At 71.9% G+C, this 13,690-nt stretch carries 14 protein-coding genes; 6 read left to right on the top strand and 8 right to left on the bottom strand.

Going from position 1 to position 13,690, the window contains the following annotated elements; all coding sequences use genetic code 11:
* Nucleotides 1-290: 290 nt before the first annotated feature.
* The 7 genes from ACWC24_RS32300 to ACWC24_RS32270 form a co-directional block, all read right to left on the bottom strand.
* On the bottom strand, nucleotides 291-929 hold the full coding sequence (locus tag ACWC24_RS32300) for a TetR/AcrR family transcriptional regulator (RefSeq protein WP_450666445.1): 639 nt from the start codon (nucleotides 927-929) through the stop codon (nucleotides 291-293).
* 104 nt (nucleotides 930-1,033) lie between these two features.
* A complete protein-coding gene (locus ACWC24_RS32295) occupies nucleotides 1,034-1,882 on the bottom strand; it encodes a fumarylacetoacetate hydrolase family protein (RefSeq protein WP_450666444.1) in 849 nt (282 codons plus the stop codon).
* A gap of 10 nt (nucleotides 1,883-1,892) precedes the next feature.
* A complete protein-coding gene (locus tag ACWC24_RS32290; RefSeq protein WP_450666443.1) occupies nucleotides 1,893-2,825 on the bottom strand; it encodes a 3,4-dihydroxyphenylacetate 2,3-dioxygenase in 933 nt (310 codons plus the stop codon).
* Nucleotides 2,818-4,281, bottom strand: coding sequence for an aldehyde dehydrogenase (locus tag ACWC24_RS32285; protein ID WP_450666442.1), 1,464 nt, complete (start codon nucleotides 4,279-4,281; stop codon nucleotides 2,818-2,820). The genes ACWC24_RS32290 and ACWC24_RS32285 overlap by 8 nt, the downstream gene beginning before the upstream one ends.
* A gap of 41 nt (nucleotides 4,282-4,322) precedes the next feature.
* Nucleotides 4,323-5,129 carry an acetoacetate decarboxylase family protein gene (locus ACWC24_RS32280; RefSeq protein ID WP_450666441.1) on the bottom strand — a complete coding sequence of 269 codons (807 nt, stop codon included), beginning with the start codon at nucleotides 5,127-5,129 and terminating at the stop codon, nucleotides 4,323-4,325.
* Between the two features lie 34 nt (nucleotides 5,130-5,163).
* Nucleotides 5,164-6,372, bottom strand: a complete 1,209-nt coding sequence (locus ACWC24_RS32275; protein WP_450666440.1) for an NAD(P)/FAD-dependent oxidoreductase — start codon at nucleotides 6,370-6,372, stop codon at nucleotides 5,164-5,166.
* Nucleotides 6,373-6,377: 5 nt separating this feature from the next.
* Nucleotides 6,378-6,566, bottom strand: a complete 189-nt coding sequence (locus ACWC24_RS32270; RefSeq protein ID WP_152890831.1) for a ferredoxin — start codon at nucleotides 6,564-6,566, stop codon at nucleotides 6,378-6,380.
* Between the two features lie 337 nt (nucleotides 6,567-6,903).
* Here ACWC24_RS32270 and ACWC24_RS32265 point away from each other — a divergent pair, with 337 nt between their 5' ends.
* The gene (locus tag ACWC24_RS32265; protein ID WP_450666439.1) at nucleotides 6,904-8,259 is read left to right on the top strand and encodes a glutamine synthetase family protein; all 1,356 of its coding nucleotides are present in this window, start codon (nucleotides 6,904-6,906) and stop codon (nucleotides 8,257-8,259) included.
* A 37-nt stretch (nucleotides 8,260-8,296) separates the two neighbouring features.
* The gene (locus ACWC24_RS32260; RefSeq protein ID WP_450666438.1) at nucleotides 8,297-9,613 is read left to right on the top strand and encodes a cytochrome P450; all 1,317 of its coding nucleotides are present in this window, start codon (nucleotides 8,297-8,299) and stop codon (nucleotides 9,611-9,613) included.
* A 181-nt stretch (nucleotides 9,614-9,794) separates the two neighbouring features.
* Here the strand turns inward: ACWC24_RS32260 and ACWC24_RS32255 are convergent, their stop codons facing one another.
* A complete protein-coding gene (locus ACWC24_RS32255) occupies nucleotides 9,795-10,625 on the bottom strand; it encodes an alpha/beta fold hydrolase (RefSeq protein ID WP_450666437.1) in 831 nt (276 codons plus the stop codon).
* A gap of 57 nt (nucleotides 10,626-10,682) precedes the next feature.
* Here ACWC24_RS32255 and ACWC24_RS32250 point away from each other — a divergent pair, with 57 nt between their 5' ends.
* The 4 genes from ACWC24_RS32250 (at nucleotide 10,683) to ACWC24_RS32235 (ending at nucleotide 13,589) form a co-directional block, all read left to right on the top strand.
* The gene (locus ACWC24_RS32250; RefSeq protein WP_450666436.1) at nucleotides 10,683-11,159 is read left to right on the top strand and encodes a MarR family winged helix-turn-helix transcriptional regulator; all 477 of its coding nucleotides are present in this window, start codon (nucleotides 10,683-10,685) and stop codon (nucleotides 11,157-11,159) included.
* A gap of 127 nt (nucleotides 11,160-11,286) precedes the next feature.
* Nucleotides 11,287-11,931, top strand: coding sequence for a dihydrofolate reductase family protein (locus ACWC24_RS32245; RefSeq protein ID WP_450666435.1), 645 nt, complete (start codon nucleotides 11,287-11,289; stop codon nucleotides 11,929-11,931).
* A gap of 34 nt (nucleotides 11,932-11,965) precedes the next feature.
* Nucleotides 11,966-12,559, top strand: coding sequence for a helix-turn-helix domain-containing protein (locus ACWC24_RS32240; protein ID WP_450666434.1), 594 nt, complete (start codon nucleotides 11,966-11,968; stop codon nucleotides 12,557-12,559).
* Between the two features lie 130 nt (nucleotides 12,560-12,689).
* Nucleotides 12,690-13,589, top strand: coding sequence for a class I SAM-dependent methyltransferase (locus ACWC24_RS32235; RefSeq protein WP_450666490.1), 900 nt, complete (start codon nucleotides 12,690-12,692; stop codon nucleotides 13,587-13,589).
* Nucleotides 13,590-13,690 lie beyond the last annotated feature (101 nt).

The following is a 13,690-nucleotide window of genomic DNA, read 5'->3' as shown; positions in this document are numbered from 1 at the left end:
GTTTCGTTTCAGGCCAAACGAGTTGCCTCATCCTGGGCTGGAACCCTGCGCTTGGCAAGAGTTCCGGCGACGAATTTCGAGCCGCCGCGGGCTGCTTATGGATCTGTGACCTGGTGCGGGGCTCCGACCGGAGGCGCACCGCCTCGCGAGGCCGATGGCCGTGCGCACGACGAAGGGCCCCGGACGCCAGGTCCGGGGCTGCTCCGTACGGTGATGCCCGTGCCGGCCCGCGGGTCGGCTGGTCAGCGGGCGAGCGGGCGAGCGGGCGAGCGGGCGAGCGGGTCAGCGGGTCATGCGTCCGTCATGTCCGTCATATCCGTCACGTCCGTGCCGCCGGCTCCCGCGAGGAGCCTCAGCAGCGCCCGCAGTTCCTCCAGGGCGGCGTCGGTGACCTCGGGCTCGCCGAGGACGAGCTGGTGCAGCACGAGGCCGTCCAGGGCGGCGAAGACCAGCCGGGACAGCGCAGGGTTGGCATCGTCGGGCAGTATCCGGTCGAGTTCGCGCCGGGTCGCGCGGAAGTACTGGTCGTACAGGGTGCGGATCTGCGGCAGCAGTTCCGGCCTGCGCCGGGCCTCCAGCAGCAGTTCGTACTGGAACGCCTGGATGCCCGGGTCCGCCTCGACCATGTCGGACAGTTCGGCGGAGAAGTCGGCGATCCTGCCGGTCCCGGGCTCCAGGGCGCTGGTGTCCAGGGAGGTGCGGATGGTGTGGGCGAGCATCTCCTCGATCAGTGCGTCGCGCGAGCCGAAGTGGTGCACCACCAGACCGTGGGTGACTCCGGCCTCCTCGGCGACCGCCCGGTAGGTGAGTTTGCGCAGGCCGCCCTCGGCCACCACGCGCACGGCGGCGTTCAGCAGCGCCGTACGCCCCTCGCCGTAGTGCAGGCGCTTGCGCGGCCTGCGGGCGGGGGAGTCAGCGGAATCGGTCATGGTCGTGACCCTATCGGCCGGATTCGAACGGAGGCGTCGCAGATAGGAACGCCGCACCGGGGGGCTTCTCCTCTCCCCGGTGCGGCGCTGTCCACGGGCAGCGGTCAGCCCCTGTGGGGCGCCCGGATGCCGCGGAACTCCCAGTCGCCGCCGAGCGCGGTCGACAGCACTTCCTCGGACTCGGTGGGCTGGGCACCGACGTCGCCGCGGATGGCGGTGGGGCCGGTGACGATGTGGTTGGTGAGGCGGCCGAGGCCCTCCACCTCGACCTCGACGACGTCGCCCGGCTGGACCGGACGGGAGTTGGCGGGCGTGCCGGACAGCAGCACGTCACCCGGGTAGAGGGTGATGGTGCGGGCGATGTCGGCGACGAGGTAGTGCATGTCCCACTGCATCTCGTCGGTGGTGCCGTCCTGGACGACCTCGCCGTTGACGTAGGTGCGCAGGCTCTTGCCGTGGAAGTCCCAGTCGGTGACCAGGCCCGGGCCGAGCGGGCAGAGGGTGTCGGAGCCCTTCACCCGGAGCATGGAGCCCGCGTCGGTGTCGCGGAAGTCGTGCAGGCCGTAGTCGTTGGCGACCGTGTAGCCCGCGATGTACTCCCCGGCCTCCTCGGGGGAGATGTTGCGCGCGGTCCTGCCGATGACGATGGCGACCTCGCCCTCGTAGTTGAGCCACTTGCAGCCCTCGGGCCGCACGATGGCGCCCTTGTGGGAGTTGAGCGCCGAGGTCGGCTTGTGGAAGTAGGTGGGCGTGTCGGGCAGCGTGATCCCGAACTCGTCCACGCGGCTGCGGTGGTTGAGGTGGACGGCGATCACCTTGGACGGGACCACCGGAGGCAGGTGCTGGGCCTCCTCGGTCTTGACGCGGCGGCCGTCGCCGGCGACGAGTTCGTCGCCCTCGACGGTGACCTGGACGGCGGCGCCGTCGAGGAGGATGCGGCGGTACTCGGGCATGTCGTGGCTCCTAGCGGCTGTGGGGGGTGCGCGGGGCGCGGGGGGCGGGCAGGCCGGCGCCGGTCCATCCGTCGGCCGGGCGGTCGAACCAGAGGTGGACCTGGCCGGTGCCGATGGAGTTCTCGTACTCGCCGTACTGGCGGGCCGTGGCGGTGCAGGCCTGTTCGCCGAGGGCGCCGGCCATCATCAGGTAGTGGAAGAACCTCGCCTCGGGCTTGTACTTCCAGAACTCGTCCATGGTGTCGAGCACCTTGTCGTGGCGGCCCTCCTTGAACCAGGCGATGCGCTCCAGGTCGGCGGCGCGGGCCTCGGGGGTGAAGATGTGCGCCGGGTCGCTGGACTCGTGCCGGCGCAGCTCGCGCAGCGGCCAGAAGGTGTGCGACAGGGCTCCGGAGGCGATCAGCAGGACGCGGCGGCCGGGCGTGGCGGCGATGCCGTCGGCCAGGGCGCGCCCCAGGCGCAGGTGGTCCTCCATGTCGCCGGTCTGGCAGACGCCGATGGTCACCCAGCGCTTGTCCGGCAGGCCCTCGCCGAGGAACTTCCAGAGGTTGATCGTGGCGTAGTAGACCGGCAGGTAGTCGTCCTCGATCGCGGTGATCCAGGTGCCGTGCTTGTCGGCGAACTTCGCGATGTTGTGGGCGAGCTCGGGGTCGCCGGGGTAGTCGTACGGCATCCGGCACATGCCGCGCGGCAGTTCCTCGGAGGTGAACAGGCCGGCCCGGCGGTGCTGTGCGGTGGCGACGAACTCGACGGTGGTGGCCCAGTGCGAGTCGAGGACGACGACGGTGTCGTAGTCGTCGCGCTCGAACACCTCCTCGCGGAGCTGGTTCAGGCCGGTGACGAGGGTGATCTCCTTGCCCTCGTTCAGCTCCAGCCGGGTCTCCTCGGGGAGCACGATGGTGGGGACATGGGCGAGCAGGCCCGCCCCGACGATCTCACCCATGGTCCTGCCATCCCTTCGGCGCGGTGACGGTGTTCTTGACGTCGCAGTAGAAGTCGAAGCTCCAGGTGCCGCCCTCGCGGCCGACACCGGAGTGGCGGGAGCCGCCGAAGGGTGCCTGGAGGTCCCGTACGAAGAAGCAGTTGACCCAGACGGTGCCGGCCACCAGCCGGGCCGTGACGCGCTCGGCGCGCGCGGGGTCGCCGGTGGCGAGGGTGGCGGCGAGGCCGAAGCGGGTGTCGTTGGCGAGGCGGACGGCCTCGTCCTCGTCGGTGAAGGTCTGGAGGGTCAGGACCGGGCCGAAGACCTCCTCCTGGACGATCTGCGAGTCCTGGGCCACGTCGGTGAGCAGGGTCGGCGCGTAGTACTGGCCCTCGCCGCGGTGTCCGCCGATGACGGCGCGGGCCCCGGCGGCGAGCGCCCGCTGGACGAACCCGTCGATCTTCTCCAACTGACGCGGGTGGATGTTGGGTCCGATGTCGGTGGCCTCGTCGCGCGGGTCGCCCTGGACCAGCCTGCCCGCCTTCTCGACGAAGCGGCGGGTGAACTCCTCGGCGACCGTCTCCTCGACCAGGAAGCGGGTGGCGGCCAGGCAGACCTGTCCGGCGTTGTCGTACTGCTCGACCGCCAGGTCCACGGCGAGGTCCAGGTCGGCGTCGGCGAAGACCAGCAGCGGCGACTTGCCGCCGAGTTCCAGGCTCAGCGGGGTGAGCTGAGCGGCAGCCGACTGCGAGATCCGCTTGGCGGTCGGGACCGAGCCGGTGAAGCTGATCCGGCGCACGTCCGGGTGCGAGGTGAGGGCGTCGCCGATCTCCGAGCCGAGGCCCTGTACGACGTTCAGCACTCCGGCGGGCAGACCGGCCTCGGCGGCGATGTCGGCCAGCAGGGAGGCGGTCAGCGGGGTCCACTCGGCGGGCTTGAGGACGACCGTGTTGCCGGCCGCGAGCGCCGGGGCGATCTTCCAGGTGGCCAGCATCAGCGGCGCGTTCCACGGGGTGATCAGCACCGAGGGGCCGGCCGGGTCCCACGAGACGTGGTTGGTGTGGCCGCGGGTCTCGAAGTCCTCGTGCTCCAGCTTCAGCAGCCAGTCGGCGAAGAAGCGGAAGTTGTGGGCGACGCGCGGCATCACACCGCGGCGGTGCGAACGCAGCAGGGCGCCGTTGTCGTGGGTCTCGACGATCGCCAGTTCTTCGATGCGCTTCTCCACGCCGTCGGCGACGGCGTGCAGCAGCCGGGCGCGCTCGGCGCGGGGCGTGGCGGCCCAGCCGGGGAAGGCGGCCCTGGCGGCGGCCACCGCCGCCTCGGCCTCGGTGGCGGTGCCCCGGGAGATCTCGCCGAGGACGCTGCCGTCGATCGGTGAGACGTCGGTGAAGGTGGCGGGGGAGGCGACGCGTTCGCCGCCGATCCAGTGCCGGGTGTCGACGGCGACGCCGGCCACGGTGATGGTGTGCTCGGTCATGTCCGGTCTCCAGGTCGTGTGCTGATGCGTACGGGAAGGGACTATTCGGCGTCGGAGGTGCCGGACTCCAGCAGCCGGCCGCCGTCCCAGACCACGCCGACCTGCCGGTAGTACGCGGCGATGGGCTCGTGGATCTCCAGCCGGGCCAGTTCCTCGGTGGGCGCCTCGAAGAGCTCCAGCTCGGCGTCGCCCTTCCAGGCCTGCCCGGCCTCGAAGGAGGCGGCGCCGGTCTCGATCAGCTCGTCGAGCGCGAGGCCCTTGCCCTTCTCGACGGACGGCAGCCAGCGGTGGTGGGCCATCGGGTGGGCGTTGACGAAGCCGTTGGTCTCGGACGGCTCGCGCAGCGTGACCACCGTCTGGGCCAGGCGCCGGTCCGCGGCGGCGAGCGTGGCGCCGAAGCGGGCGCCGGCCTCGATGCGCGGGGCGGGACCGTAGGGGTGCGGGCGGGTCTGGTGGATCGAGCCGAGCTTCTTCGGGTAGCCCTGGTGCAGACCGCGGGCGATCGCGAAGTCCTTGTCGACCCAGATGTACACGCAGCGGGAGTACGTCCGGCCCCGGTACTTGCAGCGGACGACCGCGAAGGCCTCCTTGTACTGGGAGAGCACCGGGTCCAGCAGCTCGTCGCCGGACGCCGAGCAGGACTGCCAGTCGGCCCAGATCAGCGCGACCGCGCCCGGGTCCTCGTCGGCGAGCTCCAGCGGCTCGGGCAGCAGCTCCCGTACGCGCGCGGGGTCCGTGCGGTACTCGACGGTGAGCAGGTCGCCGGAGTAGCGCCACGGCGGGTTCGGGATCAGCGACGAGGCGCCGCTCGTGGTCTTGGGGTGGAAGAAACCACGGACTGGGGACATGGCGGGGATTCCTTAGGCGGTGGGACGGGCTGCTTCAGGGGGTGGGGACGGGCTGCTTCATGAGCTGGGTGCGGTAGCGGGCGGCGCCCATGGCGGCCTTGTGACCGCCGAGCGCGACGACACCGACCAGCCGGTCGTCGGCGTGGTAGCCGGCCAGGACGTCGCCGTCCGGGTCGCCGTCCAGCACCCGTACGTCGTCCTTGCCGAGGGCGGGGGCCCCGAAGGACTGGAGCCGGAACTCGTGCTGGTCGCTCCAGAAGGTGGGCAGCGGCGAGAACGGCGCGGCCTCGGCATCGGCGCCGGTCAGGTGGGCCACCAGAGTTCGTGCCGCGTGCTTCGCGGTGTCCGTGGGGATGGACCAGTGCTCGACGCGGCGCGGTACGCCGTCGTAGCGGGCGTTGGGGAAGCGGGCCACGTCGCCGACCGCGACCACGTCGGGCCGGCCGCCGACGCGCAGCTGCTCGTCGGTGAGGACGCCGTCGGAGAGGTCGAGGCCGTTGCCGTCCAGCCACTCGACGTTGGCGACGGAGCCGACCGACTCCACGACCACGTCGGCGGGCAGGACCGTCCCGTCGGCGAGCACGACGCCGGTCACCCGCTCGTCGCCCTCGAACCCGGCGACCTGGGCGCCGAGCGCGAAGCGCACCCCGCGTGCCTCGTGCCGGGCGAGCAGGGCGCGGGCCAGCAGTTCGCCCAGCGGTCCGACCATGGGCAGCGGCAGCGGGTCGACGACCGTCACCTCGGCGACACCGAGGCCGACCGCGGTGGCGGCCACCTCGCAGCCGATGAACCCGGCGCCGACCACGACCACCCGGGTGCCCGGCCTGGTCAGGTCGTCCCGCAGCGCCTGGGCGTCGTCGATCGTACGGACGGTGTGCCGTCCGGCGAGCGGCCCCGGGCAGCGCAGCCGCCGCGGCCGCATGCCGGTGGAGACGACCAGCCCGTCGTAGGCGAGGGTGGAACCGTCGTCGAGCGTGACGGTCCGCTCGTCGAGGCGGGCGGCGACGGCCTTGGTGCCCAGTCGCCATTCCACGTCCGCCGCGGCGGCCTTCGGGGTGAAGGCCAGGGACTCGAACGGGGCCTTCCCGGCCAGGACCTCCTTGGAGAGCGGAGGCCGGTTGTAGGGCATGTGGGGCTCGTCGCCCACCACGGTGACGGTCCCGGTCCAGCCGGCCGCGCGCAGCTGTTCGGCGGCACGCAGGCCGCTCATCGAGGCCCCCACGACGACTATGCGTCCGCTCATGTGGATCAGTCCTCGATCCGGATGGCCTGGAGCGGGCAGACGTCCGCGGCTTCCTCGACCTCTTCGCGCAGCGCGTCGTCCGGGTCCGGGACGAACAGCAGGCGGCCGTCGTCGTCCATCGAGAAGACGTCGGGGGCGGCGAAGACGCACTGGCCGTGGTCCTGGCACTTGTTCATGTCGACGACGACCTTCATGGCCGGTCCTCCAGTGGGTGGGGGCGTCGGGGAGAGGGGAGAGTGAAGGGGGTGTGAGGAGCCCGGCCGTGACCGGCCGGACCCCTCGGCCAAAGGGCCGCGGCGGAACCGCGTCCCCTACTCGTTTGGCTTCAAACAACATAGGAAGCCGACCGCTCCCGGTCAATAGCTGTCCAGGTGGATAATTTTTTGCGAACCCCCTCTTGCGGGGGGCCCGTTCTCCTCCCTACCGTTCGGACTCAAACGAGCCCTCCCGGGGCGGCCGGCGCTTCTCGCCCTCCCGCCCGGTGACCGCTCCCATCCCGCCGTTCCAGCCGCATACGCCCAGGAGATTTCGGTGAGCGCCCAAGACACTCCAGACATCCGTCGGCACCTGGACCGACTCACCGCCGAGGGCATCGACGTGGTCCGGGTCAGCTACCCCGACCTGATCGGCACCGACCGCGCCCGCGACGTGCTGGTGGACCACCTGCCCTCGGCCTGCGAGCACGGTCTGGCCTTCTGCCGTGCCGTCTACCACACCACCCCTCAGGGCGACGTGGTGCCGGTCGCCGGAGGCCTCGACGCCGGCCTGCCGGACGTGTCCGTACGCCCCGACCTGTCCACCCTGACCGCGCTGCCCTGGGAGCCCGGGGTCGCCTCCTGTCTCGGCGAGGTGCGCGACCCCGCCACCTCGGCGCCCGTCCCCGAATCACCCCGCGATCTGCTCCGCACGGTTCTGGACCGGTGTGCCGAGCACGGACTGCGGCCCGTCGTCGGCCCCGAGCTGGAGTACTTCCTGCTGGAGGCGGACCCCGCCACCCCCACCGGCTGGCGCCGGTCCCCCGAGACCACGGGCGCCGTCTACACCGCCGGACTGCGTGCCGATCCGGACAACCATCTGCTGCGCACCCTGCGCCGGCTGCGCGACCTGGGCATCGGCGTCGTCACCGGCAACCACGAGTTCGACGGCGGCCAGTACGAGATCAACCTGACCCACTCCGAGGCCCTGGACGCCGCCGACCGAGCGTTCCGCTTCAAATCGGCCGTGAAGGAACTGGCCCGCAGGGAAGGCAAAATGGCCACCTTCATGGCCAAGCCCTTCGGCGACGCCGGCGGTTCGGGCTTCCACCTCCACCTCTCCTGCGAGGACGGCGAGGGCCGCAACGTCTTCGACGACCCGGCGGGCGCCCACGGTTTGTCCGCCACCGCCCGGCACGCGATCGCCGGCATCCTCGCCCACGCCCCCGCGCTCGCCGCACTGGCCAACCCGACGGTGAACTCGTACAAGCGCTTCGGCCCGGACACCCTCGCACCCTGGCTGATCGACTGGGGCCTGGACAACCGCAGCGCCATGCTCCGCGTCCCGCCGGAGCGCGGCTCCGGCGCCCGGCTCGAACTCCGACTCGGCGACGCCAGCGCCAACCCCTACCTGCTGATCGCGGGCACCGTCGCCGCCGCGCTGCTCGGCGTCCAGGCGGGCGAGGAGCCGTCGGCCCCGCTGGAGGGCTACGGCTACGACACCGAACGCTCCGCCACCCTGCCGATGAGCCTGCCCGCCGCGCTCGACGCGCTGGAGGCGGACACCGCCCTCACCGACGTCCTCGGCAAGGACTTCACCGCGTCCTTCCTCTCCTACAAGCGCGACGAGGCCGAGCGCTTCGGCCGGCACGTCACCGACTGGGAGTTCACCGAGTACGCCTACCACCTGTAAGCCAGCCCCCCACGCCCCGCCCAGGAGATCCGCCATCATGACCAATCCCGTCGTCCCCGCAGTCCCCACCACGCGCGAAGAGCTGCGCGCCGCCCTCGACGAGCCCCTCCCGCTCGACCAGGTGAACCTCGCCGACCTGGACAACTTCGCGGACGGCATCACGCCCTGGCGCATGTTCCACACCCTGCGCCACGAGGAGCCGGTGCACTGGCAGCCCGAGGAGGCCCCCAACTCCGGCTTCTGGTCCGTGACCCGGCACGCGGACATCGCCCGCGTCGACCGCGACTCCGACACCTTCACCTCGACCCGGTTCGTCAACCTCGAAGAGGTCGACGACGACCAGATCAAGAAGCGGGCCTCCATCCTGGAGATGGACGGCGTCCGCCACCGCGCGCTGCGCAGCGTCATCCAGCGGCAGTTCGGCGCGAGCGTCATCAACAGCTACGCCGACTTCCTGCGCGGCCTGACCGCCACCACCCTCGACAAGGCGCTCGCCAAGGGCACCTTCGACTTCGTCGAGGACGTCTCCGCGGACTTCCCCATCAACGTCCTGGCCCGGCTGCTCGACGTGCCGTCGGAGGACAACCAGCAGCTCATCGACTGGGGCAACCGGATCATCGGCAACACCGACCCGGACTACGCCGACGTCCTGCTGCACAGCGCGGAGAGCGAGAAGTACCGCGACCTGCCCTTCCGTTCGCCCGCCTCGATCGAGGTCTTCGAGTACGGCCGCGAACTCGCCCGGCAGCGGCGCGGCGGCGAGGGCACCGACCTGATCTCCAAGCTGGTCAACACCGTGCCGCGCGACGGGGTGCCGCTGTCCGCGCAGGACTTCGACAACTACTTCCTGCTCCTGGTGGTGGCCGGCAACGAGACCACCCGCCACACCATCAGCCACTCCATGCTCGCCCTGCTCCAGCACCCCGAGCAGCTCGCCCGCCTCAAGGACGACCCCTCGCTGATCCCGACGGCCGTCGAGGAGTTCCTGCGCTGGGCCTCGCCCGTCTACCACTTCCGCCGCACCGCCACCCGCGACACCGAACTCGGCGGCAAGCGGGTCAAGGAGGGCGACAAGGTCGTCATGTGGTTCGCCTCCGGCAACCGCGACGAGGAGGTCTTCGGCAACCCCTACGACTTCGACGTCGCCCGGCAGAACAACGACCACGTCACCTTCGGCAAGGGCAGCCCCCATCTGTGCCTGGGCAACCTGCTCGCCCGCACCGAGATCCGCATCATGTTCGAGGAGCTGATCCCGCGCCTCGCCGACATCAAGCTCGCCGGGGACGTGCCGCGGGTCCGCTCCAACTTCGTCAACGGCATCAAGCACCTTCCGGTCCAGGTCACCCTCGCCTGACGGAAACCCGTTCCGGGGCGGTTGTCGCCCCGGACCCCACCCTCGCCGAAACGCGCCTGCTCTCCCCCGGACGTCCCGGGGGAGAGCAGCCGTGTTTCCGGGTACGGGACGGCGCGCCGACAGGCATGCGCGGCGCCAGGCGCGCGCGGACGCGGTGCGCGGCGGCGGGCGGGCGCGCCGGTCAGAGCGTGCGCAGGAACTCCTCGACGACCGCGGTGAATTCCCCGGGCTTCTCCATGTTCGGGTAGTGCGCGGTGCCCTCGAGGACCACGGCGCGGCCCTGCCGGACGGTGTCGGCCAGACGCTGGGCCGCGGCGATCACGTCGGGGGTGTCGAGGGCGCCGTTCAGGGTGAGTACCGGGACGTCGACCCGCGGCATCCGGGCCCAGGTGTCGGTGACCGGCACGTGCAGGTTCGGTTCGCCGGGGGTGTGCTTGGCGAGCGTGTGCAGGGCCATCTCGCGCAGTCGCCGCGGGACGGCCGGGTCGACGTCGTCCAGGGTGCGGTGCGGTCCGGGGACGTACCCGAGGAACGCCTTCAGCCAGCCTTCGATGTCACCGGCGGCCAGCGCGCGGGCGGTCTCGGCCTGGATCGCCCGGTGCCAGGGGTCGGAGTCCTCGAACTCGCCGGTCGAGGCGCCGGCCACGACGGCGGCGCGGACCAGTTCCGGGTGCTCGACCAGCATGTCGGTGACGACGATGCCGCCCATCGACACGCCCACGAGCACCGCGGGGCCCGCGTCGAGGTGGCGCAGCAGGTCCGCCAGGTCGTCCGCCCAGCGGAACGGCTTCGAGGCGTTGGCGGAGGCGCCGTGTCCACGGACGTCCGCGGCGACCACCCGGTGGGCGGTCGCGAGGGCCGGCAGCACGGCGTCGAACACCCGGTGGTCGACAAAGCCCGAGTGGAGCAGCACCACGAGATCCCCGGTGCCCGCCTCGCGGTAGGCGAGGTCGCCGTCGGCCGACGCGAAGTGGTTCATGGCCGGGTACTTCAGTTCCGAAGCAACAGTCATGACAACCAAGGTGTCATCTTGGCCCGAGTTTGGCAACCAAGGTGTCATGATGGCGGGGTGAACGACACCGGCAGCCCGCTCCCGCCCGACGAACTCGGCCACCGCCTCGTCGAGGTCTTCGACCTCGTGGGTCCCCTCTACCGGCGCGCCCTGCGCAAGGTGGAACAGGGCGAGGCGATCGAGGGCGCCTCGGTCGGCGTACGCTCCGTCCTGGACCTGCTGCGCAGGCAGGGGGACATGACGGTGCCGCAGCTCAGCCGCATCCAGGCGCTGAGCCGGCAGTTCGTGCAGCGGATGGTCAACGACGCGGCGGCGCGCGGGTGGGTGCGGAGCGTCCCCAACCCGGCGCACCAGCGCTCGTCGCTGATCCGCCTCACCGAGGAGGGCCGGGCGGTCATCACCGCGGTGCTGGACCGCGAGCACACCCTGAACCGCCAGGTCGGCGGCGACCTCACCGACGCCGAGGTGCGGGCCTGCGTGCGGGTGCTGCGGGAGATGCTGCGGACCTTCGACCATGTCGACGTGGAGGACTGACCGGCGGCCCTCGCGCCGATGAGTTTGACGGCGTTCCCGGGTCTTCCTCTCGACCGGAACGACCGGAACGACCGGAACGACCGGAACGACAGGGGCGTCCGGACGACCGACACGTCAGGAGTACGGCATGGGACTCATCGACATCGAGCTGTTCACCACCCTCGACCTCGTAGGGCAGGCGCCGGGCGGCCCCGACGAGGACCCGGTGGGGTTCCCGTTCGGCGGCTGGCAGGCGCCCCTGCTGGACGAGGTCACCGGGGCCCAGGTCGGTGCCGCGTACGAGGGCACGGACGCCCTCCTGCTCGGCCGGCGGACGTACGACATCTTCGCCGCCTACTGGCCGCACCAGAAGGGCGGCGAGGACAACGAGATCGCCACGCTCTTCAACGGCGTCCCGAAGTACGTGGCCTCCCGCGGCAGGCCCGACCTCTCGTGGGACGGCTCCACGCAGCTCGGCCCGGATCTCGTCGGCGCGGTGCGCGAGATCCGCGAACGGCACGAGCGGATCAAGGTCGTCGGGAGCCTCGGCCTGGTGCAGACCCTCCTGCGCGAGAAGCTCTTCGACCGTCTCGACCTCTGGGTGCACCCGATCGTGCTGGGCGTCGGGAAGAAGGTGTTCGACGGCGGCGCGGTGCCCACGAACATCACCCTCCTCCAGCCGCCGGTCGCCGGGTCGACGGGCGTGGTGCACCTGCGCTACGGGCTCGCCGACGGCACGCCCGGGACCGGCGACATGGGCGCTCCCGACCGCGGCATGCGACGCGACGACTGAGGCGGCGCCGCGCCAGGGGCATACGATGTTGCACATGACGCAAGACGCCGGCGAGCTGGACAGCCTGGTCCGCAAACGGATCCGCGCGCTGCGGGTGGCGCAGGGCTGGTCGCTGGAGGAGCTGGCCGCCCGCGCCAGGGTCAGCCAGTCCACGCTCAGCCGTATCGAGAACGGTCAGCGCCGACTGGCCCTCGACCAGCTCGTCACCCTGGCGCGGGCGCTGGACACGTCCCTCGACCAACTGGTCGAGACGGCCACCGACGACGTCGTCTCCAGCCCCATGATCGACGCGGCTCATTCGCTGATGCGCTGGCCCGTCAAGGCCGATCCGGGCATGACCGTCGTACGCCGGCGCATGACGGAGCCGCCGCCGGACAATCCCGCCCGGATGCGCGCGCACCCGGGCCGGGAATGGCTCGTGGTCCTGTCGGGCACCGCGACCCTGCTGCTGGGCAACCGCCGCTTCCGGGTCGAGACCAACCAGGCCGCCGAGTTCCCCACCATGCTGCCGCACGCCATCGGAGCCGAAGGGGGACCGTGCGAGATCCTCGGCATCTTCGACCGGGACGCCCGGCGGGGCCACCAGCGCGACGAGGACGGCACCGGAGCGAACCGTCCTCCCGGGTGACCTGCCCCGCGGTCCGTGGCGCGGGTCGCTTGCGCTTTCGGCAGCGCGACGAGGAACCTTCTTGCGTTTGGCGAAACCGGAGGAGCCGACGGCCCCTGACCGGCCTAGCGTGCAACGTGTGACCCACCCCATGCCGCACCCGGCGCACTCCGGCGCACACCCCGCCCACCCGCACGAACAGCAGCCTCGGCACGCGCATCGGCACGAGCACGAGCTCGAGCACAAGCACGACGCCGACCAGACGGAAGTCCTCGACCTGGATGCCGAAGTTCTCGCCGAGCACCTCGCCTTCCTCACCCGGTGGCTGCCGGTCCAGGAGGCTCCGCGCCGCATCGTCGACCTCGGGGCCGGGACCGGCGCAGGAACCTTCGCCCTTCTCGACTGCTTTCCCGAGGCCCGGGTCACCGCCGTCGACTCCTCGGCCGCCCACCTGGACCGCCTGCGCACGAAGGCCCGCGCGCAGGGGGTCGGCGATCGGGTGAGGACCGTCCGGGCCGACCTCGACACCGAGTGGCCCGACCTCGGCACGCCCGAACTCGTGTGGGCGTCCGCCTCCGTGCACCACATGGCCGACCCCGCGCGCACCCTGCGCCAGGTCCACGACACACTCGCGCCCGGCGGACTGTTCGCCGTCGTCGAGCTGGCGGGCTTCCCCCGCTTCCTGCCCGCGGACGCCCCGGAGGACGCCCCCGGCCTCCTGGAGCGCTGCCATGCCGCCGCCGAACGCCCCCACGCGGCGCATGTGCCGCACCGCGGCACCGACTGGGGCCCCCGGCTCGCCGCCGCCGGATTCACCGTCGAGGCCGAGCGCACGGTCACCGTCAACGTCGACAGCTCCCGCTCCCCGGCGGTGGGCCGCTACGCCCTGGCGGGCCTGCGACGCCTGCGCGCGTCGGGCGGTGACGAGCTCTCGCCCGGCGACCTCGCCGCGCTCGACCGGCTGCTCGACCCCGACGGCCCGCACGGCATCCTGCGCCGCGACGACCTCGCGGTGCGTACCGAACGCACCGTGTGGGCCGCCCGCCGCTGACGCGTCGCCGGGCGTCCCGGACGTCCCGGACGTCTCGGATGTCTCGGACGGCCCGGCCCGCGTCGACGCGGAAGGGCTGAACGGCTGTCAGGACCCGGCGC

It is taken from the genome of Streptomyces sp. NPDC001443 (assembly GCF_053597355.1).
Note: the sequence above shows the minus strand (reverse complement) of the source record. Positions and strands in the feature narration are given on the sequence as shown.